Genomic DNA, 22,132 nt, shown 5'->3' on the forward strand with positions numbered 1-22,132 from the left:
TCATATTTAGCGCGGGGGAGCGATCTCGATAGTCAGTCTATCCAACATGGCCTGAAGCGCAAGGGTTTCTTGGTCCTGGCTGCCAAGACGGCGTACCGAGACCTTCTGTTCCTGGGCTTCGCGTTCACCCACCACCAGCATCACCGGCACCTTGGCGTGTGAATGTTCGCGGACCTTGTAATTGATTTTCTCGTTGCGCACATCGGCTTCGGCACGCACGCCCGCAGCCTTCAATTGCGCAAGGATATCAAGAGCATAGTCATCAGCTTTGGAGGTGATCGTCGCCACCACAACCTGCACCGGGGCGAGCCACATGGGGAAGCGTCCGGCGTAATGTTCGATCAGAATGCCGGTGAACCGTTCAAGCGTTCCGAGGATGGCGCGATGCAGCATGATCGGGCGATGTTTATTGCCGTCTTCGCCCACATAACTCGCGTCAAGCCGTTCCGGCATCAGGGAATCAAGCTGAAGCGTGCCACATTGCCAGGAGCGGCCGATGGCGTCCTTCAGATGGAATTCAAGCTTCGGACCATAAAACGCGCCTTCGCCCGGCGAGATGATGTAAGCGAGGCCGGTGGCCTTCAAAGCATCCTCAAGGGCGCGTTCAGCACGATCCCAGGAGGCATCGTCCCCGGCCCGCACATCGGGACGGGTGGCGAGATGCACGGTCACATTGTCGAAGCCGAGGTCACTGTAAACTTCCTGCAACAGATTGCAGAAGGCGAGGGTCTCCGAACCAACCTGATCCTCGCGGCAGAAGATATGGGCGTCATCCTGGGTCATCTGGCGCACGCGCATGATGCCATGGAGCGCGCCGTGGGCCTCGTTCCGATGACAGCAGCCGAATTCAGCCATCCGCAGCGGCAGGTCGCGATAGCTTTTCTGGCCCTGCTTGAAGATCTGCACATGGGCCGGGCAGTTCATGGGTTTGAGCGCCATGAATTCGGCGTCACCGGTGATGATCGGGGCGTCTTCCTCGGTGCTCGGGATTTCATCCGGCACCACGAACATGTTTTCGCGGAACTTCGACCAATGGCCCGACTGTTCCCAAAGCTTGGCCGACATGAGCTGCGGGGTTTTCACCTCCACATAGCCGGCGCGGTCGAGCTGGCGGCGGATGTAGTTTTCAAGCGCCCGCCAGACCACATAGCCCTTCGGGTGCCAGAACACCGACCCCTGGGCCTCTTCCTGCAGATGGAAAAGATCCATTTCCTTGCCGAGCTTGCGATGATCGCGGCGTTCGGCTTCTTCCAGGCGATGGAGGTATTCCTTCAGTTCCTTTTCATCGCGCCAGGCCGTGCCATAGATGCGCTGCAGCATCTCATTCTTCGAGTCGCCACGCCAATAGGCGCCAGCCAGCGACATCAGTTTGAAGGCATGACCAAGCTTGACCGTGGACGGCAGATGCGGCCCACGGCAAAGATCGATGAACTCCCCCTGACGATAGAGCGACACATCCTGATCAGCCGGGATCGAGGCGATGATCTGGGCCTTGTAGGTTTCCCCGAGGCCATTGAAAAATGCCACAGCGTCATCGCGGCTCCAGACCTCGCGCGTGATGGCCTCGTCGCGGGTGACGATGTCATGCATGCGCTGCTCGATAGCGGCAAGATCTTCGGGCGTGAAGGGCTCCTTGCGGGCGAAATCGTAATAGAACCCGTTCTCGATGGCCGGGCCGATGGTGACCTGGGTCTCGGGATACAGTTCCTTGACTGCTTCGGCCATCACATGGGCGGCGTCATGACGCAGCAATTCAAGCGCGTCCTCGTCCTTGCGGGTGACAATGGACAGGGCGGTGTCTCGGGTGATGACATGGGTCAGATCCTTGACGTCGCCGTCAATGCGCAAGGCGAGAGCCGCCTTCGCAAGGCCGGGGCCGATATCGGCGGCGATTTCCGCGCCGGAAACCGGCCGCTCATAGCGTCGCACGCTGCCGTCCGGCAGGGTAATGGCGACTGCTTGGATGGGCTCTTGCATGTTCATCTGTCCAATGTCCGCGTGGCTTATGCTCAACTGCCCGGCAAAGTGGGGCACAATCGGCGAAAGTATAATGATTTTACCGCCTGTCAAGCAAAGGGGATCTGCACGGGCGGACAAGTACTTATTTGTCATTGCCGGGCTTGACCCGGCAATCCATCTGTCCGCCGGACATTGCACGCCCCATGGATGCCCGGGTCAAGCCCGGGCATGACAGTTTGATATACCCCACACTCCGTTCGCCCTGAGGAGCCCGCAAGGGCGTCTCGAAGGGCCGGCAACCCGGCTACGTGCTTCGAGACAGCCCCTCGCGGGGCTTCCTCAGCACGAACGGAGTCACACTGTCGAGTATGTGCCCCACTCACCCCGCGCGGCGGTCGAGCAGGCTGCGGTAGAGGGCGAGGGTTTTGGCGCACATGCGGTCGATGGAAAACTGGCGGCTGACGCGCTCCCGGGCCATGAGGGCGAGGGCCTCGCGTGCGGGGACATCCATGGAGATGGCCTGTTCAATGGCCGTGGCGAGGGCATGGGCGCTGTTTGGCTTGATCAGCCAGCCGGTTTGATCGGGCAGGATGATCTCCGACGTGGCGCCATGGTTTCCGGCGATCACCGGGCGGCCCATGGCCTGGGCTTCGGCGGCGGTGAGATCGAAGGCTTCCGGCAGCAGGCTTGGGTTGACCACCACATCGGCCAGCATATAGGCGGCGGGCATGTCGGCGCAGAACCCGGCAAAGCGGACTTTGCCGCCAAGCCCACGGGACAGCGCCAGATCTTCCATGTCCTTGATATAGCGCTGGGTGGCTTTGTCGTCGTTCTGGTCGTCGCCGATCATCAGGGCGGCAAAGGGCCGCTCGCCGAGATGGGCCAAAGCCTCGATCAGCAGGCGGTGACCCTTGTCGGCCCTGAGGCTGCCCGCCATCAGAATAAGCGGCACGCCATCCGGCAGCAGCCAGCGTTGCGCCAGCTTGATCACGCGATCGGCCACAACACCGCCCGGGTTGAAGCGGGTGAGATTGAGTCCGCTCGGGATCACTGTCACCCGTTCGGGGGGGACGCCAAGGTCATTGATGGCGTGATCGGCGATATAGGTGGAGACGGCGATCACATGGTCGGCCTGGGCAACGGCTGCGGCATACCAGCGTTCGCGCCGGCTGGCCGGGGTGAAATGTTCATGGAGAGACACCACGACCGGCTGCCCGCCTGCCCGCGCGGCATAGCGCGCCGCCCAGGCAGTCCCGGGGCTGCGGGCATGGAGGAGGGCGATGTCTTCGCGTCGGATCAGGCGGCGGATCTGCAGCGCGAGCCGGCCGCGGGCAAAAGCGCCATCGGCCGCTGCGGGGGCGGTCACATGGCGGGCCCCGGCGCGCAGGATGTCGGGCACGAGCCGGCCGCCTTCGGACAGCACAATCGGCTGGCCGCCGCCTCGCGATAACGCTGTTGCAAGCTCGGCCGTACCGCGTGCCGCCGCGCCGATATCGAGGGTCGGCAGCAGGTGCAGCACGCGTGGGGCTTGGCAAACGTCCTCAGCTGTCCTAGAGCCTTGCTCAGGAGATTCGTTCATTCTTGGCATCTGGCCAGTGAGAAGAGTTCTATTCATGACCCTCACACCTCCCTCTATACCCCAACGACTCAACCTCCCCGATCATTCTACCCTCGCTTACCATGCTCTGGCTGGAAAGTCGCCGACCGTTGTGTTTCTCGGCGGCTTTATGTCGGACATGACCGGAACCAAGGCCATGGCGCTTGAGGCTCATTGCCGGGGCCATGGGCAGGCCTTCGTCCGATTCGATTATTTCGGGCATGGCAGCTCCTCGGGTCAGTTTCGCGACGGCACCATCGGCCGCTGGCGTGACGATGCGCTCGCGGTCATGGATCAGCTGACCAGAGGGCCTCTGGTGCTGGTGGGGTCGAGCATGGGGGGCTGGATCGCGCTGCTTGCCGCCATGGCGCGGCCGGAGCGCGTGGTTGGGCTCGTGGGGCTCGCCGCCGCGCCGGATTTCACCCGCGATCTGATGGCCCCGTCCTTCACGGCCGAGGAACGCCACGCATTGGAGACAAAAGGCTTTTTTGAACAGCCCACGGCTTACGGCGATGCGCCCTATGTCATCACCCGGGCCTTGATTGAAGAAGCGGAGCGTCATCTTATCCTCGATCATCCGGTGCCTGTGACCTGCCCGGTGCGGCTTATCCATGGGGATCAGGACCCCGATGTGCCGTGGCAGTTGTCTGTCCGGGTTATCGGACGGCTGATGTCGGAAGATGTGACGCTGACGCTTGTGAAGGGTGGCGATCATCGGCTGTCGACGCCCGCCGATCTCGCGCGGATTTCGGCGGCGGTGGAGGAGTTAAGCGTCCTTTAGGGCGCGCAATCCCTCGCGGTAGCTTGGATATTTGAGCTTTACGCCAAGTTCCAATTTGATGCGGTCGTTATGGACGCGCTTGGTGGCGCCGTAAAAGCTGCGGGATTTTTCGCTCATCCCGGCCTCGTCAAGCAGTTCGGCCGGTGGCGGCGGCACCCCAAGCAGTTCGGCGGCAAAACTCACCACGTCCTGCGGCGGCGCGGGTTCGTCATCGGCAAGGTTATAGACCCGGCCCGGATCAGGGCGGCGGATGGAAGCGCGGAGCACCTCGGCCACGTCAGCCACATGGATGCGGCAGAACAGATGGCCAGGCTTGATCACCCGCCGCGCCGTGCCCGCGCGCAGCTTTTCAAGCTGGTTGCGGCCGGGGCCATAAATCCCCGCCAAGCGGAAGATCTGAAGCGGCAGGCCGGGAATGCCCTGCCAGTCGCGCTCGGCCTGCAACCGCTGCCGTCCGCGCTCGCTGACCGGGGCAAGGTCCGAGTCCTCATCGATCCAGCCGCCGCCACGATCACCGTAAACGCCTGTGGTCGAGAGATAGCCGACCCATTCGAGCCCGGGCAGGGTGGCAATTCGGGCCCCAAGCGCGCGGGCAACGCGGTCGCCGCCTGCGTCGGGCAGGATCGAAATCAGGATATGGGTCACGCCGTCAAGGGCGTCAGCGGGCAGCGGGGCTCCGGCCTCCCAGACCATAGGCGTCACACCCTGTGCGGCAAGGCGAGCGGCTTTTTCGGCGCTGCGCACGGTGCCGGTGACGCGCCAGCCTTCAGACAACAGCAAAGGCCCAAGGGTCGCCGCCGACAAGCCATAGCCGAAGCAAAAGAGATGGCCCTGTTTCATCGCGTCGCCCATCTGCTGCCTTTCTGCTGCCTTAGTTTCTCTGCACATGTCATATATAGCGCGCGGTGCATATTAGTGAACATGGAATGGGTCATGACCAAAGCCTGGGTTGCGGTTGTTTTCGGATTGTTGGCGACGGGCGCGGTGGCGCAACCGTCCGCACCAGCGCCTGCGTATGAAAATCCATTCCAAAATCTGAGCCGCCCGGATGCCGCCCGTTACAAAGCCTGTCTTACGCAGGCGGAAACCAACCCGAAAGCCGCCCTTGAGGCTGGATTTCTGTGGAAAGATCATGACGGCGGGGTTCCGGCCAAACATTGCATCGGCGCGGCGCTCGCTGCCCTCGACCGCTACCCCGAAGCCGCCGCCTGGTTCGAGGAGGCGGCGAGCGATGTAAGCTCCGGTCGCGGGCTTGAGGCCAAGGGTGTGACCGGGTCTCCACTTCTCGCCGCGCGGCTTCGCGATCAGGCCGGCAATGCCTGGATGCTGTCGAAACATTATGACCGGGCCTATAAGGCGTTCACCGAAGCTTTGGCGCTCGCCCCTGCCAAAAGCGTGCTGGCGCAGGATGCGGTCTTTGACCGTGCGCTGGCGGCGGCAGCCTTGCGCAATTACAAACAGGCGGCGAGCGATCTCACGCAGGTGATCCTGGCCGACCGCGAGCGGGACGACGCTCTGACCTTGCGCGCGGCGGCGCACCGGGCGCTCGGGGAAACGGATCTTGCCCTCGCCGATCTCGGGCGGGCGCTCGCAATCAACCCCGAAAATGCCGACGCCCTGATGGAGCGCGGCAATCTCCGCTATGAAGATGGCGACCATGACGGCGCGCGGCTCGATTGGATTCACGTGCTGGTCTTTGATCCGGGCTCGGATCTCGCCGATCAGGCGCTCGACAATCTCGAAATGCTGCGGATCAAGGGCTGAGCCATTCGGCTGAGACGTCCGGGTCCGCTTCCTGCGGCAGCTGTTTGGCCTTAAGCGCTGCAAAGGTGTCAGCGCTTAAAAGCTGCCTGAGCGCCCACACCGCCATGCCCCGCACGAGCGGCGCGGGGTCGCCAAGCAAGGCTTCGGCCGCCGGGGCGAGGTCAGGATCATGGCTGTTGCCGATGGCCACCAGCACATTGCGGGTAAAGCGGTCGCGGCCCACGCGCTTGATAGGCGATCCGGCGAAAAAGGCCCGGAACCCCGCGTCATCGAGGCCTGCAAGATCGCGCAGCAAGGGGGCCGTCAGGCTTTCACGCGGGTGAAAGGCGGCTTCGCTTGCCGCGCGGGCGAATTTGTTCCAGGGGCAGACGGCCAGACAATCGTCACAGCCATAAATGCGGTTGCCCATAAGCGGCCGCAGTTCGGGCGGAATCTGCTCCTTGGCCTCGATGGTCAGATAGGAAATGCAGCGCCGGGCATCGAGCTCATAGGGGGCCGGGAAGGCCGCCGTGGGGCAGGCGTCAAGACAGCGACGGCACTGGCCGCAATGGTCGCCCTCGCGGACGTCCGGGGCAATCTCAAGGGTGGTGAACACGCTGCCAAGGAAGGTCCAGGACCCAAGTTCCCGCGACACCAAATTGGTATGCTTGCCCTGCCAACCCAGCCCGGCGCGTTCGGCCAGCGGCTTTTCCATCACCGGTGCGGTGTCGACGAACACCTTGACCTCGGCGCTATAGGTCCCATGGATCCAGCGCGCCAGCGCCTTCAGGCGCTTTTTCACCAGATCATGGTAATCCTTGTTGCGGGCATAGACCGAAATCACCCCCTGATCGCGCTGTTCGAGGGCGGCGCGCGGGTCCGTTTCGGGTCCGTAATTAACCGCCAGCATGATGATGCTGCGGGCCTCGGGCCAAAGCCCCTGCGGATGGCGGCGGCGGTCGGCTTTTTCCGTCATCCAGTCCATGTCGCCCTGACGTCCGAGGGCCAGAAACTGGTCGAGCCGCTCGCCGGGGATGGTATCGATATCGGCGCGGACAAAGCCAATCTGATCGAACCCAAGCTCACGAGCCTGGGCAATTATCCGTGCCTTGATGTCACTGATCCCGTCTTTTTTGTCATCCCTGCGAAAGCGGGGATCCATGGATGGACTGGATTCCCGCTTTCGCGGGAATGACACATTGGAGCTGTCAGGCATGGTCTGCCTTTAAAAATCAAGGTCTGCATAATGCGCGGGCGGGCGCAGACCGGGGATCACGTCTTTCAGCAGCGGCCGCACGCTAGGCCGCGATTTCATGCGCATGTACCAGTTCTTGGCCGACTCATTGGCGTGCCAGGGCACCGCGCCGAGATAGTCCATGACCGATAAATGGGAGACAGCGGCGATATCGGCATAGGAAAAGAACTTGCCGCCAAGCCAGTCGCGCCGATCCGCCAGATAGCCGATATAATCCAGATGGATGCGGATATTATGCGACGCCGCGCGGATGGCGTCCGAATTGGGTGAGCCGTGCCGCAGCAGCCGCTTCAGGATTTTTTCCGAAATCAGATAATGCCCGACCTCGCGGTGGAATTTGCTGTCGAACCAGTCCACAAGCCGTCGCACCTCGGCCCGCTCCTCGGGCGTCGACCCCATCAGCGGCTGGTCTTGATAGGTCTCTTCAAGATATTCGGTGATGGCGTAATTGTCAGCGATGCGATGCCCGTCGGGCTCCTGCAACAGGGGCACCGAACAGGCTGGATTGAGCGCCAGAAATTCCGGCCGCCGTTCCCAGACATTCTCGACCCGCATGGAAAAATCCAGCCCCTTCTCATGAAGGGTCACACGAATTTTGCGGGAAAAGGGACAAAACCAATTGTGGTAAAGAGTGCGCATGCTCGCCCGTCTTTATGTTTCAAGGCCGATATAAAGAGATTGGAGAAGAAGGTGCAAGCCCTACTTCTCCAAAATCGAAATATAGACGCCTTGGTTGATGTCAGGCGATCTGCGCCTCGGCACTGTCCGACAGCGGATAGTCAAGGCGGCTGAGCATTTCTTTGGGGCAGATCTGCCAGAATTTCTGCCGCATTTCATCCCAGTTGTTGAGAATATTTTCAGCGTGCGGTGACTGGGTTTCCTCAAAATGTTCGGTGATGAGGTTCTTCAGCTGCTGTTCCCAATGAGCTGAGGCGAGGCGTTCGGCCACCACCGTCTCATTATTGAGATAGGTGTGGAAATTCCCAACCTCGTCAAAGACAAAGGCCATGCCCCCGGTCATGCCGGCGGCGAAATTGTCGCCGACGCCGCCAAGGATCACCGCCGTGCCGCCGGTCATATATTCGCAGCCATTGGCGCCACAGCCTTCAATTACCACGGTCGCGCCCGAATTGCGGACGGCGAACCGCTCCCCGGCCTGTCCCGCGGCGAACAGCCTGCCCGAGGTCGCACCGTACAGAACCGTGTTGCCGATGATGGTGTTGAGGTTCGAGACCAAGGGGCTTGAGGTCATGGGACGCACCAGAATGGTGCCGCCCGACAATCCCTTGCCCACATAGTCATTGGCATCGCCGAACACTTCAAGCTTCAGCCCCTGAACCGCGAAAGCGCCAAGCGACTGGCCCGCCGAGCCGCGAAGCCGCACGGTGATATGGCCGGGCTTCAGGCCGGTCATGCCGAAGCGGCGCACGATATGCGACGAAAATCGGGTGCCGATGGCACGCTGGGTGTTCCGGACCGTATAGGTCAGTTGCATTTTTTCGCCATGTTCGAACACGGCCTGGGCATCTTCAACCATTTGCGCGTCAAGCGTATCCGGTACCGGGTTGCGCCAGACCGCGCGGGTCTTGCGGTCGCCGGGGGTGAAATCGGCCCGGGCCAGCAGCGGGTTCAAGTCAAGGTCATCCAGATGCGCGGCCCCGCGGCTCACCTGAGCCAGAAGATCCGAGCGGCCGATGATCTCGTCCAGCGTCCGCGCCCCAAGGCTCGCGAGAATTTCACGCACTTCCTCGGCGATGAAAGAAAACAGGTTCACGACCTTTTCCGGCGTGCCGATGAATTTCTTGCGGAGGTCGCCATCCTGGGTGCAGACGCCCACCGGGCAGGTATTTGAATGGCACTGACGCACCATGATGCAGCCAAGGGCCACAAGCGATGCCGTGCCGACGCCATATTCTTCGGCCCCCAAAAGCGCACCGATCACCACATCACGGCCGGTCTTGAACCCGCCATCGACCCGCAGCGTCACCCGGTCGCGCAATTTATTGAGCGACAGCACCTGATGCACTTCCGACAGTCCCATTTCCCAAGGGGACCCCGCATGCTTGATGCTGGTCTGCGGGCTCGCGCCAGTGCCGCCGCAATGGCCTGAGATCAGGATCACATCGGCTTTGGCCTTGGCCACGCCCGCCGCGATGGTGCCGATCCCGGCTGCGGAGACCAGCTTGACGCAGACTCGCGCCGTGGGGTTGATCTGCTTCAGGTCATAGATGAGCTGAGCCAGATCCTCGATCGAATAGATGTCATGATGCGGCGGCGGCGAGATCAGCATGACGCCGGGGGTCGAATGGCGGAGCCGGGCGATTTCCACCGTCACCTTGAAGGACGGCAACTGGCCGCCTTCGCCGGGCTTCGCGCCCTGCGCCACCTTGATTTCGATTTCCGAGCAGTTGTTGAGATATTCGGCCGTGACACCGAACCGGCCCGACGCGATCTGCTTGATCGGTGAGTTCGGATTGTCCCCGTTCTCACGCGGCCGATAACGTTCCGAGCCTTCGCCGCCTTCGCCCGACGACGATTTCGCGCCAATGCGGTTCATGGCGATGGTCAGCGTCTCATGGGCCTCGGGCGACAGGGCGCCAAGCGACATGCCGGGCGTGATGAAGCGCTTGCGGATTTCGGTGATCGACTCGACTTCTTCCAGGGACGTGGGCGTCGCGGCCTTTTTGAAATCCAGCAGATCCCGGAGGTTGATCGGCGGCATGTCATGCAGCGCCTGCGAATATTTCGCGAACAGCGAATAGCTGTCGGTCGCCACCGCCTGCTGCATCAGATGGATCAGTTGGCCATCGAAGGAATGCACCTCGCCACCCCGGCGATAGCGATAAAGCCCGCCGATGGGCAGCGTCACCACATCCTCGCGGAATGCCTTTTCATGCTGTTCCAGCAGTTTTTTCTGCATCCCGGCGAAACCGATGCCGGAGATTTTCGACGGCATGCCGGGGAAGAATTCCGCCACCAGCGCACGGCTCAGCCCCACCGCCTCGAAATTATAACCGCCGCGATAGGAACTGATGACCGAGATCCCCATCTTGGCGATGATCTTCAGCAGGCCCTGATTGATGGCCTCGCGGAAATTCTCGGCGCAGTTCTCGATGCTGAGATCGCCAAACAGCCCGCGCCGCTGGCGGTCGGCAATGCATTCCTGCGCGAGATAAGCATTGACCGTGGTCGCGCCGACGCCGATCAGCACGGCGAAATAATGGGTATCGAGACATTCGGCCGAGCGAATGTTGATGGATGTATAAGACCGCAGGCCATGACGCATCAGATGGGAATGAACCCCGCCCGCCGCCAGAATCATCGGGATCGGAGCGCGGCTGGCGTTCACGCCTTCGTCAGTCAGGAACAACTGCCCCATGCCCGAACGCACGGCGTCCTCGGCTTCCGACCGGATGCGCTTCATGGCGTCTTTGAGGGCGTCCGGGCCACCGTCTACCGGGAAGGTGCAATCGATGACCTGTGCGGTTTCGCCCCAGAATTTCAACAGTACGTCATATTCGGCATTGGTCAGCACCGGCGAATTCAGCACCAGCACATTGGTCTGACTTTCGCTTTGGTCGAGCACGTTGTTGAAATTGCCGAACCGCGTCTTCAGGCTCATGACGCGATGTTCGCGCAAGGAATCGATGGGCGGGTTGGTGACCTGGCTGAAATTCTGGCGGAAATAATGGCTCAAGGGTCGGTATTGGCTCGACAGCACCGCAAGCGGGGTGTCGTCGCCCATGGAGCCGATGGCTTCCTTCGCGTCCTCGGCCATGGGATGAAGGATCAGCTCCAGATCCTCGATGGTCATGCCGACCGTCACCTGATAGCGGCGCAGGCGATCCTTGTCGAAGGTCGGGGTCTCAGTCAGCGACTTGCGCGCGACGATATCCTCGAAGGTTTTGAAATTCTTGACCCAATCCTGATAGGGATGTTCACCGGCAAGCTTGTCCTTAAGCTCGCGGTCATGAAAGAACCGGCCTTCCTCAAGATCGACACCGATCATCTGGCCGGGCCCCAAGCGGCCCTTTTCCTTCACCTGCGCCTCAGGCACCAGCACCATGCCGGTTTCCGAGCCGACGACCAGCAAACCATCGGTGGTGATGGTGTAACGCATGGGGCGCAGGCCATTGCGATCGAGCCCCGCAACCACCCAGCGACCGTCAGTGGCAGCCAGCGCCGCCGGGCCGTCCCACGGCTCCATGACCGAGTTCGCATAGGCATACATGGCGCGGTGCGCATCCGGCATGGATGAAGTCTTTTTCGACCAGCTTTCCGGGATCAGCAGCGTTTTCACAAGCGGCGCGGTACGCCCCGCGCGCACCATGACCTCGAACACGGCATCCAGGGATGAACTGTCCGATCCGCCCGCCGGGATGACCGGCTTGATAACGTCCGAATATTCGCCAAAGGCCATGGCGGCCATTTTGATTTCGTGGTTGCGCATCCAGTTGCGGTTGCCGCGAATGGTGTTGATCTCGCCGTTATGCGCCAACATGCGGAACGGCTGCGCGAGCCACCAGGTGGGGAAGGTGTTGGTCGAATAACGTTGATGATAAATGGCGAAATTCGACACGAAGCGTTCGTCGAGCAGGTCGGGATAAAACACCGACAACTGTTCTGCGAGAAACAGGCCCTTATAGATGATCGACCGGCAGCTGAGCGTGCAGACGTAGAAGTCCTTGATATGCGCGGCCAGCACCGCTTTTTCGATCTTGCGGCGGATCAGATACAATTCGCGTTCGAACTGCTCGTCATCGACGCCCTTATGGTTGCCGATGATGATCTGTTCGATTTCCGGCCGGGTCGCATTGGCCTTTTCCCCGGTGACTGAGGCATTGACCGGCACCTGACGCCAGCCATAGATGTAATAATCAAGCTCCAGAATTTCGGTTTCGACAATGGCGCGGCAGGTTTCCTGCGCCGCCATGTCGGTACGCGGCAGAAAGATCATGCCGACGGCAAGCTTGCCGTCCTTCGCCTTATGCCCGGCGCGCGAGACCTGCTCGCGGAAAAAGTCCTGTGGGATGGCCACATGGATCCCGGCGCCGTCCCCGGTCTTGCCATCGGCATCCACCGCTCCGCGATGCCACACGGCTTTCAGGGCATCGATTCCGCTCTGCACCACCCGACGGCTCGGCTTGCCATCGATCGAGGCCACAAGCCCGACACCGCAAGCATCATGCTCATCCGCCGGATCATACATGCCGTCACGCGCAAGCCGCTCGCGTTCGGCTTCCATCCAGGCAACCATTTCAAAGCCGTTCATGTCGGTTTTCTCTGTCATTGTCCGTGGTCTTGGAATTATTCGGCTGCGGCCCTGAGGCTGGCCCGCGCCTGTAAATACTGGTGAACGCTCGTCGCCGCCTCCCGTCCGTCACGGATGGCCCAGACCACCAGAGACGCGCCGCGCACGATATCGCCGACGGCGAACACGCCATCCAGATTGGTCATGGCGGTGCTGTGATCGGCCTTCACCGTGCCCCAGCGGGTGACCGCGAGCTCCGGGGCCTTGAACAGTACCGGCAGATTTTCAGGATCGAATCCAAGGGCCTTGATCACCAGATCGGCCGGGATGGTTTCGTGGTGATCCTTGATCGGTTCGGGCGAGCGGCGGCCGGTTGCGTCGGGCGCGCCGAGACGCATTTTCTGGACGATCACGCCGGCAACGTCGCCCGCGCCATCTTTCGCCTGCCCATCCTTGCCGGTGAAGCCCAGGGGAGCTGACAGCCAGACGAACTCGACGCCTTCTTCTTCGGCGTTCGCGACTTCGCGCATGGAGCCCGGCATATTGTCCTTGTCGCGGCGATAGAGGCATTTGACCGAAAGCGCACCCTGACGCACGGCGGTGCGCACGCAATCCATGGCGGTGTCGCCGCCGCCGATCACGACCACATGCTTGCCCTTGGCATCAAGCGCGCCGCTGTCGAACGCAGGCACGGCATCGCCGAGGCTTTTGCGGTTCGAGGCGATGAGATAATCGAGGGCGGCGACCACATTCTTCAGTCCCGCGCCCGGCACCTGAACATCGCGCGCCTTATAGACGCCGGTGGCGATGATGACGCTGTCATGGCGGGCGCGCAGATCCTGCAGCGTGGCGTCGCGGCCGACTTCGAAATTGAGATGGAACTGAACCCCGCTATCCTCATATTGCTTCTGACGGCGGAGCACGATGTCCTTTTCAAGCTTGAAGCCCGGGATGCCATAGACCAGCAATCCGCCAACGCGGTCATGGCGGTCATAGACATGGACGGCATAGCCCTTGCGGCGCAGGCTCTCGGCCGCGGCGAGGCCGCCCGGGCCGGCGCCGATGATGCCGACCGACAGGCCGTTTTCGGTTTTGGGGGCAAAGGTCTTGACCCAGCCTTTTTCCCAGGCGGTATCGGTGATGTATTTTTCGACCGAGCCGATGGTGACGGAACTGAAATCCTTTTCGATCACGCAATTGCCTTCGCACAGCCGATCCTGCGGGCAGATGCGGCCGCACATCTCGGGGAAGGTATTGGTCGCGCTCGACAATTCATAGGCTTCCTCAAGCCGGCCTTCAGCCGTCAGCTTGAGCCAGTCGGGGATATTGTTCTGCAGCGGGCAATGGATCTGGCAATAGGGGATGCCGCATTGCGAACAGCGTGAGGCTTGTTCGCTTGCCTTGTCGGTGGCGAAGCGCTGGTAGATCTCCTGAAAGTCATTCGTCCGGTCCGTGGCCTTGCGTTTGTCGGGCATGGCTTGGGCGAGGGAGACGAATTTTAGCATTTTCTGCGCCATCGGGGTCTTCCGTCTGTTGACCGGACCGTTTGCACGGTCCGGTCCGATCCAGATTTTGTAGATCTATTTTTTTAAGCTTTTTGATTTCTCTGCGCCCTCGCATTGATTGGGCCTGCGCAGTATATCAACGAAAAAAGCCATCGCAAAGCAAAAATCGTTCAATAGGTCAGTATATGAGACCTATTAATCTTCGAATGTTGTTTTTGCGGGCAAAATGGCGGGTTCTGTCGTGTGTCTTTCTGAATAATAGGTCCGAAACGATACTATATTGAAATATTGTTATCCAGCACGGGGATATGGAGCGGCGAATCACCCTGCGCATAGCAAAGCAGCGTCCTCCGGTTCCGGGGGACGCTGCTTTGCGAATACTTACAAGATATGTCTCGGAGTCGGCTCGGTTCAGTGCGCGCGGAGCGGAGCAAATTCGCCCTTGCTGCGGTAACGGCCGAGATAGGTCGGGGCAATGACTTCAAGCGAGGTGGGCTGGATGCCAAGCTCGGCAAAGCCTGCGGTCTCCCCGCTCGTCACATTGTCGTGGGCAAGCAGGCGCACCTGATCCAAGGTCAAAAGCGGTTTGGGCAGCAGGCCAAGGAAGGCGGCCTGAAACCGGGCCAGGCCGAAGGGCAGGCTGATCAGCATCCGCTCGCGCCCGATTTCCTTCAGCAGATAGGTCAGGATCTCGCGGAAGCTATAGACGCGCGGACCGCCGAGCTCAAACGTCTTGCCTGCTGTTTGCGGGCGCAACAGGATGGTGACCACGGCCTCGGCCACATCACCCACATAGACCGGCTGAAACCGGGTCTTGCCGCCGCCGATCAGCGGCAGGGCCGGGGTAAATTTGGCCAGACGGGCAAAGCGATTGAGGAAATTGTCATCAGGGCCGAACACCACGCTCGGGCGCAGGATGGTGACGCCGGGAAAAGCCTCCCGCGCGGCGCTCTCGCCTGCGGCCTTGGTTCGCGCATAGGCCGAGTCTGACTGTGGATTGGCGCCAAGGGCCGACACCTGCACCAGCCGCTTGACCCCGGCGGCGGTCGCGGCGGCTGCCACATGAGCGGCGCCTGCGCTGTGGATGTCCGCGAAACTCTGAGGACCGCTTTCATAAAGCACGCCTACAAGATTGATAACCGCGTCAGCCCCGGCGACGGCGGCGGCCACCGAACCCTGATGGCGGATATTGGCCTGAACGATCTGGATCTGGCCGACCGAGCCCATGGGCTTCAGGAACAGGGCCGAATTCGGGTTACGCACGGCAACGCGCACGCGGCTCCCGGCTTCCGCCAGGCGCTTGACAATGCTGCGCCCGAGAAACCCCGAACCGCCGAAAACCGTCACAAGCTGTCCAGTCATGGGGCGTCCAGCCATGGGTCGTGTCCTTCCTGTGAAGCGACCGCGATCGGGCCGCGAGTATCCGAGAGCCGACTGGTAGCAAAAAAACACCCAGGACTCTAGGGCAATATGCCCGTTTTGCAGGGACAAGGAAAAATCCTTATGGAGAACGCTTGACATTAAGGGGCGCGCCCAGTAATTCCCTGATCACGATCTGAAGTGCCCAGGTGGCGGAATTGGTAGACGCACTAGCTTCAGGTGCTAGCGCTCGCAAGGGCGTGGAGGTTCGAGTCCTCTCCTGGGCACCATTAACACGTTGAGATCATTTATGATTTCCGTGTTTTGCAGAAAACGTATCCCGACGTATAGAGCTGTTCAAAGTCTCAGCTGGTTCTGAGAACTTCGGCCTGTCCCAAACCAATAAAATCCCTATCCAACTGACTCTGATACGGCGGCAAGCATAATGGCCGTCTGTGTCGGGCTGGCAGTTCCTGTCGAGTGGTGTTTATGACAGGATATGGTCGGTCTTGCGCGGCATTGGGACTGACTGCAATCTAATTGGAGCACGCACGGGAGACCCTGCATGAGCACCACGACGCCGAGCCCGGAAACGCTTCACCATCATGCTCAGGGGATGAGCGGCCGCGATCCGCATGAGGCGCACCGGGTCGCGACTCCGCTTGAGCTGCTGTTCGACCTGACGTTTGCGACAACCTTCGGCTTTGCCGCCGCTCAGCTCGCCCATGTGATGGCGGAGGGGCATTATGCTGTGGCCTTGATCGGCTTCGGCTTCGCGACCTTTGCCATTTGCTGGGCCTGGATCAATTTCTCCTGGTTCGCCTCGGCCTATGATACCGACGACTGGATTTTCCGTGTCGTCACCATGGTGCAGATGATTGGTGTGCTGGTGCTGGCGATCGGCCTGCCGCGTATGTTCAAATCCATCGATCAGGGGGCGCATCTCGACAGTTCGATCATGGTGCTCGGCTATGTGATCATGCGCGGCGCCATGATTTTCCAATGGTTGCGGGCAGCCAGGCAGGATCCCGCCCGCCGCCGTACCTGCCTCACCTATGCCGTCGCCATCTCGATCGCGCAGGTTGGTTGGGTGGCACAGCTCATTGCGGACTTCTCCGTCGACACGAGCATTATGCTCTCCTGTCTTCTTGCACTCATCGAAATGTCCGGGCCGGTGATCGCGGAGGGCAAGGATGGCGGCACCCCCTGGCACGCCCATCATATTGCCGAGCGCTACAGCCTGTTCGCCATCATCGCCCTTGGCGAAGGGGTCGTGGGGACGGTCGCGACCTTATCGGCGGTGGTGGAGGAGCAGGGCTGGACCATGGACGCGGCGCTGGTCGGCATTGCAGGTATGGGGCTGACGTTCGGCATCTGGTGGGTTTATTACCTGCTGCCGTCGGCTCAGGTGCTGCATGCGAACCGCAATCGGGCTTTCGGCTGGGGCTACGGCCAGATTGTGATCATTGCGGCCATCGTCGCGACGGGCGCCGGGTTGCATGTGGCGGCCTATTTTATTCATCACAAGACCCAGATCGGTCCAGTCGTGACCCTGCTCAGTACCGCCATTCCGGTCAGCGTGTTTCTGGGCTCGATCTATGCGATTCATTACCATCTGCTGCGCCGTTTTAACGCCTTCCAGGCATGGTTGCTGTTTGCGAGCGCCGCAGTGGTGCTGGTCGCGGTTCTCGCTGCCCTGTCCGGTGTGGATATGGCGGTCTGCCTTGTTATTCTGATGCTGGCGCCAGCCGTGACGGTCGTCGGCTATGAAATTCTCGGTCATCGCCACGAGGCGGAGGCGCTTAAGAGCGCGGCGCAACGGACAGGGCCTTAGCCGTGTTAGGGGGGGGCATAACAGAACTGGTTCCCTCTCGGCGTGAAGTGATCTAGTGTCCGCCAAAGATCTTTCGGAGGCAGTTCATGAAAATTCATCTTCACCAGCGCGATCTCCCCGACGACCTGAGTTTCGCGGGCGTTGAGGCTGTGGCGGTTGACAGCGAAACCATGGGGCTGTTGCCGATCCGCGACCGGCTTTGCCTGGTGCAATTGTCGGCCGGGGACGGGGTTTGTCATCTGGTGCAGGTCGCCCCCGGGCAGACCGAAGCCCCGAACCTCAAGCGACTCATGGAAGATCCGAAGATCGTCAAGCTGTTCCATTATGCGCGCTTTGATATCGCCGTGCTGCGCCATGGGCTTGGCATCGAGACGACGCCGCTTTATTGCACCAAGATCGTCTCCAAACTGGTGCGCACCTATACGGATCGTCACGGCTTGAAGGATCTGTGCCGGGAACTGCTTGGGGTCGACATGTCGAAGCAGCAGCAGTCGTCGGACTGGGGGGCGGAGACGCTGACCGAGGCGCAGCTCGCCTATGCGGCGTCGGATGTGTTGCATCTGCATGAATTGCGGGTGAAGCTTAATGCCATGCTGGATCGGATTGGCCGTCGTAAGCTGGCGGAGGATGCATTTGCCTTCCTGCCGTCGCGGGCTGAGCTCGACCTGCTTGGCTGGGGCGAGCAGGATATATTCTCGCATTGAGGATAGTCGGGCTCGCGTCTTGTTGGACGGTCCAGTTTTCCTCGAGGAAATATTGATATTTTGCAAAAACTCACCGAATATCTTCGGGTGAGCTCTGACGGCATGACTTTTGCTTACGGGCCTGTTATCAGGGTGGCCTGTTATCAGGCATGACGGCAGGACACGAGACGGGAAGCGGACCAGATGACGGCCACAGGCAGCAATGAAGCAGAACGGCGGGCGGCTATGGCGGCGGCCCGTGCGGCTGCACATGCGCCACAGGCTGACGGATCGACGGGTGATGAGGGCGCCGATCGGCTGTCGCGCTTTTTTGCCGTGCGTCAGCGTGGCGACCGCGAATCCGCCGAGCGCAGCCGTATTCTGAAAAAAATTCTACCCTGGGTGACCGGCGTGGTACTGGTGGCGCTTTTGTCCTGGCCGTTCATCAATCAGCATAGCGAGAGCATCACCCTGTCCTACAAGGATCTGATCGGTCAAAGCGAGCAGGTGCGCATCAAGGGTGCCCATTATACGGGCGTCGATGCCCGCGACCGGCCGTTTGAAGTGATGGCGGACGAAGGCTTGCAGGAACGCACGGATTCGGATTATGCCACCCTGACCAAGGTCGAGGCCAGTATGGAGCTCAGCCCGCAGGACAAGGTCGCGGTGACCGGCGGCACCGGCAAATATGATCGCGCCAAGGAGCGTCTCAGCCTGGCAAGCGGGATTACGCTTGATTCCTCCACGGGGTACAAACTTCAGACCGACCAGGCCGAAGTCGATCTTGCGACCAAGGTTGCAAGCGGAACCGTGGATGTGACGGGCTCAGCCCCTTTCGGCAGCTTCAGCGCCAAGGGTTTCACGTTGAAACTCGATGACCGTCAATTGACGTTGGAAGGTAACGTCAAGGTCAAGCTCGATCCCGGCAAGCGGATGACGGACCGAGGCAAGGCGGGACACTAAAAGATGCAAACAAACTGGGTGACGAGGCAGGAGACGCAGGTGACCAGCAGGCAGATGAAAAGCAAATTACGCTCCCTTGCCGGGGTGGCTCTGGCCGCCGGAATTGGCGCGGGCTTGTTTGCGGGCGAAGGTGTGGTCGGGAGCGCGGTCGTGCTGGCCCAGTCGGCCGGAATTTCGGCGCTTAAAAATCACAATGTGCAGACGCCCATCGATATCAGCGCCGACCGGCTTGAGGTGCGCAGCAAGGACAATGTGGCCATATTCGAGGGCCGGGTGCGGGCTGATCAGGGCGATATGACCCTGAATGCCGACCGGGTTACGGTCTATTATCAGGGCGATGCCACCCAAGCCGCGCAGGTGGCACCTGCTCAGCCGGCTTCAGGTCAGTCCGGAACAGACGGCGAGGCACCGGCCATTTCACGGATCGACGCCGCCGGCAATGTCAAGCTGACCTCACCGACCGAGACGGCGACCGGCAGCTGGGGCGTTTACGATATGGAAAAACGGCTCATCACGGTGGGCGGCGCGGTGCAATTGACCCGTGGCGAGACCATGGTCAAGGGTGACCGCATGCAGGTGGACCTGAATAGCGGGGTCACCCGGCTTGATGCCACCGACATGGGAGCGGGCGAAGGCAAGGGCCGGGTACGCGGCCGCTTTTCTCCAGCGCCTGAGAAAAAAGGCTGATCCGTCAGGGATCGGTGACACATCTTTTGTTAAGGCCCATAGTTTATAAGGCTTTGAGCAACATATGAGTGAAAAGCTGGTGCCGATGGATGCGATTGAGGAGACCAGAGTGGAGCATGCGCTGACGCAGACCGCGAGCGCGGAAGCGACGGACATTCCGTCGACGGGTCTTGTTATCCGCAACATCGGGAAACGCTATAAAAAGCGCCCGGTGCTCAGGAGCATCAATCTCGCGGTCAACCGTGGCGAGGTGGTGGGTCTGCTCGGGCCGAACGGTGCGGGCAAGACCACGTGTTTTTACACGGTCACTGGTCTGGTCGCGCCGGATCAGGGCCATATCTATCTTGATGGGGAGGAGATCACCGGATTCCCCATGTATCGCCGGGCGCAGCTCGGGATCGGCTATCTGCCGCAGGAGGCTTCGATTTTTCGCGGCCTGACGGTTGAGGGCAATATCCTCGCGGTCCTTGAGGCCGTGGAAAAGGACAAGGAAACGCGGGAGATCATGCTGGATGATCTGCTGAATGAATTTTCCATCTCCCATCTTCGCCGCACCTCCGCCATGGCGCTTTCGGGCGGGGAACGGCGGCGGGTTGAAATCGCCCGGGCGCTGGCCGCGCGGCCGAGCATTTTCCTGCTTGATGAGCCCTTTGCCGGGATTGACCCCATCGCCATCAATGATATTCGTGATCTCGTGGCTCATTTGAAAGACCGCGGGCTTGGCGTGCTGATTACCGATCATAACGTGCGGGAAACGCTCGATATCATCGATCGCGCCTATATCATTCACGATGGCACGGTGCTGATGGAGGGATCCCCGGACGAGATTGTCGCCAATGAAGACGTTCGCCGAGTTTATCTCGGAGAGCGGTTCAGCTGGTAAGGGACGATAATGGCGCTAACGCCGCGACTGGAATTAAAACACAGCCAGACACTGGTGATGACGCCCCAGTTGCAGCAGGCGATCAAGCTGCTGCAATACACGAATCTTGAACTCACCGACTATATTTCCCAGGAAATTGAAAAAAACCCGCTGCTCGAAATCGGCGACAGCGGCGGCAACAGCGACGCCGGGCCGGGCCAGGAACGCGACGGTGGCCTTGTGGACATGGCGGCACCGGACATCGCCCCGCCGAGTGACGGCACCCATGCGGCCTCCGACGTCAAGATCCGCGAAGGCGGCACTGACGGCGATTCCATCGATACCGATTTCGACAATGTTTACAACAATGACAGCCCGGCCGATCTTGCGAGCGGCCTGTCGGGACTGAGCCTGAGCGGCGGCTCGATCCGGGGCAGTGGCGGTGGCGATGGCGACCTCGATTTCGAACAGAACCTCACTCAGGCCGAAAGCCTGCGCGATCATCTTGAAAGCCAGCTCGCTCATCTGCACCTCACTCCAGCCGCCGAGATGATATCCCGTTTTCTGGTTGATATGGTCGACGAGTCTGGCTACCTGCGCGAGGATATCGGCGGCGTGGCTGAGCGGCTTGACTGTTCGCTTGCCGATGTGGAAGCCGTACTGGTCCAATTGCAGGGGTTTGAGCCGTCAGGCGTGTTTGCCCGCAGTCTTCAGGAATGTCTGGCTATTCAGCTGCGTGACCTTGATCGGTTCGATCCGGCCATGGAGATGCTGGTGCAGAATCTCGAACTGCTGGCGCGGCGCGATCTGGTGGCCTTGCGGCGGATTTGCGGCGTCGATCAGGAGGATCTGACCGATATGGTGACGGAGCTTCAGGCCCTCAATCCCAAGCCGGGCCTGGCTTATTCCAGCGAGATGACCATGCCGGTGGTGCCCGATGTGTTCGTGCGCCGTGGGCCCAAGGGCAGCTGGATCATCGATCTGAACGGCGATACCCTGCCGCGGGTTCTGGTGAATACCAGCTATCACACTGAAATTTTCAGCCGCACCAGCAACAAGGAAGAAAAAGCCTTTATTTCGGATTGTTACAACAGCGCCAACTGGCTGGTGAAGGCGCTCGATCAGCGGGCCAAGACGATCTTGAAAGTGGCGACGGAAATCGTCCGCCAGCAGGAGGGGTTTTTCCTGCAGGGCGTGCGTCATTTGCGCCCCATGAATCTGCGCATGATCGCCGACGCTATCTCCATGCATGAAAGCACGGTCAGCCGGGTCACCGCCAATAAATATCTCGCCACCGATCGCGGGATTTTCGAAATGAAGTATTTCTTCACCTCAGCCATTCAGTCATCAGGCGAGGGGGAGGCTCATGCCTCCGAATCCGTTAAACAGCGGATCAAGGAACTGATCGACGCCGAAAGTCCTGCGTCGATCCTGTCCGATGATCGTATTGTCGAGATTCTCATTAAGGAACGCATCGATATTGCCCGCCGCACGGTGGCAAAATATCGCGATGCCTTGAAAATTCCGTCATCGGTGCAGCGGCGACGGCAAAAAGCCGCAGTTTAAAGCATTTAAATCATTCCACCTAACAATCTGGAAATCCCCAGTCGAGCCCGTGGCTTGGCGGCCGTCTTTGTTGTCCTGACGGCAAAG

Annotated in this window: 16 protein-coding genes and 1 tRNA gene; 9 read left to right on the plus strand and 8 right to left on the minus strand. The window is 60.6% G+C overall.

Translation table 11 applies throughout. From position 1 onward, the window contains the following. Positions 1–6 precede the first annotated feature (6 nt). Complete coding sequence (gene thrS / locus NYP16_RS03245) at positions 7–1,977, minus strand: threonine--tRNA ligase (protein WP_274942676.1); 1,971 nt, start codon at positions 1,975–1,977, stop codon at positions 7–9. A 361-nt stretch (positions 1,978–2,338) separates the two neighbouring features. Then, positions 2,339–3,478 (minus strand): glycosyltransferase family 4 protein, encoded by a 1,140-nt coding sequence (locus NYP16_RS03250; protein WP_274942677.1) that lies wholly within the window; start codon positions 3,476–3,478, stop codon positions 2,339–2,341. Positions 3,479–3,572: 94 nt separating this feature from the next. On the opposite strand from NYP16_RS03250, the gene NYP16_RS03255 reads away from it, so the two are divergent. Beyond that, positions 3,573–4,337: an alpha/beta fold hydrolase gene (locus NYP16_RS03255; protein WP_274942678.1), complete on the plus strand. Its 765-nt coding sequence runs from the start codon at positions 3,573–3,575 to the stop codon at positions 4,335–4,337. Here the strand turns inward: NYP16_RS03255 and NYP16_RS03260 are convergent. Then, positions 4,323–5,189, minus strand: a complete 867-nt coding sequence (locus NYP16_RS03260; RefSeq protein ID WP_274942679.1) for an SDR family oxidoreductase — start codon at positions 5,187–5,189, stop codon at positions 4,323–4,325. The two genes, NYP16_RS03255 and NYP16_RS03260, sit on opposite strands and share 15 nt — an antisense overlap. 81 nt (positions 5,190–5,270) lie before the next feature. Here NYP16_RS03260 and NYP16_RS03265 point away from each other — a divergent pair, with 81 nt between their 5' ends. After that, the gene (locus NYP16_RS03265) at positions 5,271–6,101 is read left to right on the plus strand and encodes a tetratricopeptide repeat protein (RefSeq protein WP_274942680.1); all 831 of its coding nucleotides are present in this window, start codon (positions 5,271–5,273) and stop codon (positions 6,099–6,101) included. Here NYP16_RS03265 and queG read toward each other — a convergent pair. The 5 genes from queG to NYP16_RS03290 form a co-directional block, all read right to left on the minus strand. Beyond that, positions 6,091–7,242: a tRNA epoxyqueuosine(34) reductase QueG gene (gene queG / locus NYP16_RS03270; RefSeq protein WP_274942681.1), complete on the minus strand. Its 1,152-nt coding sequence runs from the start codon at positions 7,240–7,242 to the stop codon at positions 6,091–6,093. The two genes, NYP16_RS03265 and queG, sit on opposite strands and share 11 nt — an antisense overlap. A 63-nt stretch (positions 7,243–7,305) precedes the next feature. Then, positions 7,306–7,974, minus strand: a complete 669-nt coding sequence (locus NYP16_RS03275; protein WP_274942682.1) for a glutathione S-transferase family protein — start codon at positions 7,972–7,974, stop codon at positions 7,306–7,308. Positions 7,975–8,074: 100 nt separating this feature from the next. Further along, a complete protein-coding gene (gene gltB, locus NYP16_RS03280) occupies positions 8,075–12,625 on the minus strand; it encodes a glutamate synthase large subunit (protein WP_274942683.1) in 4,551 nt (1,516 codons plus the stop codon). 17 nt (positions 12,626–12,642) lie between these two features. Further along, positions 12,643–14,103, minus strand: coding sequence for an NAD(P)-dependent oxidoreductase (locus NYP16_RS03285; RefSeq protein WP_274942684.1), 1,461 nt, complete (start codon positions 14,101–14,103; stop codon positions 12,643–12,645). Between the two features lie 399 nt (positions 14,104–14,502). Next, complete coding sequence (locus tag NYP16_RS03290) at positions 14,503–15,468, minus strand: complex I NDUFA9 subunit family protein (RefSeq protein WP_274942685.1); 966 nt, start codon at positions 15,466–15,468, stop codon at positions 14,503–14,505. A 185-nt stretch (positions 15,469–15,653) separates the two neighbouring features. Between NYP16_RS03290 and NYP16_RS03295 the strand changes: the two genes are divergently transcribed. From NYP16_RS03295 to rpoN, 7 genes are all read left to right on the plus strand, one after another. Beyond that, a tRNA-Leu gene (locus NYP16_RS03295) sits at positions 15,654–15,740 on the plus strand. Between the two features lie 275 nt (positions 15,741–16,015). Further along, positions 16,016–17,284, plus strand: a complete 1,269-nt coding sequence (locus tag NYP16_RS03300) for a low temperature requirement protein A (RefSeq protein ID WP_274942686.1) — start codon at positions 16,016–16,018, stop codon at positions 17,282–17,284. An 86-nt stretch (positions 17,285–17,370) separates the two neighbouring features. Continuing rightward, positions 17,371–17,988, plus strand: coding sequence for a ribonuclease D (locus tag NYP16_RS03305; RefSeq protein ID WP_274942687.1), 618 nt, complete (start codon positions 17,371–17,373; stop codon positions 17,986–17,988). A 183-nt stretch (positions 17,989–18,171) separates the two neighbouring features. Next, positions 18,172–18,930 carry an LPS export ABC transporter periplasmic protein LptC gene (lptC, locus tag NYP16_RS03310; protein WP_274942688.1) on the plus strand — a complete coding sequence of 253 codons (759 nt, stop codon included), beginning with the start codon at positions 18,172–18,174 and terminating at the stop codon, positions 18,928–18,930. 39 nt (positions 18,931–18,969) lie between these two features. Next, positions 18,970–19,617, plus strand: a complete 648-nt coding sequence (locus NYP16_RS03315; protein WP_274942689.1) for an LptA/OstA family protein — start codon at positions 18,970–18,972, stop codon at positions 19,615–19,617. A 64-nt stretch (positions 19,618–19,681) separates the two neighbouring features. Then, the gene (gene lptB / locus NYP16_RS03320; protein ID WP_274942690.1) at positions 19,682–20,500 is read left to right on the plus strand and encodes an LPS export ABC transporter ATP-binding protein; all 819 of its coding nucleotides are present in this window, start codon (positions 19,682–19,684) and stop codon (positions 20,498–20,500) included. 9 nt (positions 20,501–20,509) lie between these two features. Further along, the gene (gene rpoN, locus NYP16_RS03325; protein ID WP_274942691.1) at positions 20,510–22,045 is read left to right on the plus strand and encodes an RNA polymerase factor sigma-54; all 1,536 of its coding nucleotides are present in this window, start codon (positions 20,510–20,512) and stop codon (positions 22,043–22,045) included. Positions 22,046–22,132: the final 87 nt, after the last annotated feature.

This window comes from Govania unica (genome assembly GCF_027920805.1).
In the GTDB taxonomy this organism is placed as follows: domain Bacteria; phylum Pseudomonadota; class Alphaproteobacteria; order Sphingomonadales; family Govanellaceae; genus Govanella; species Govanella unica.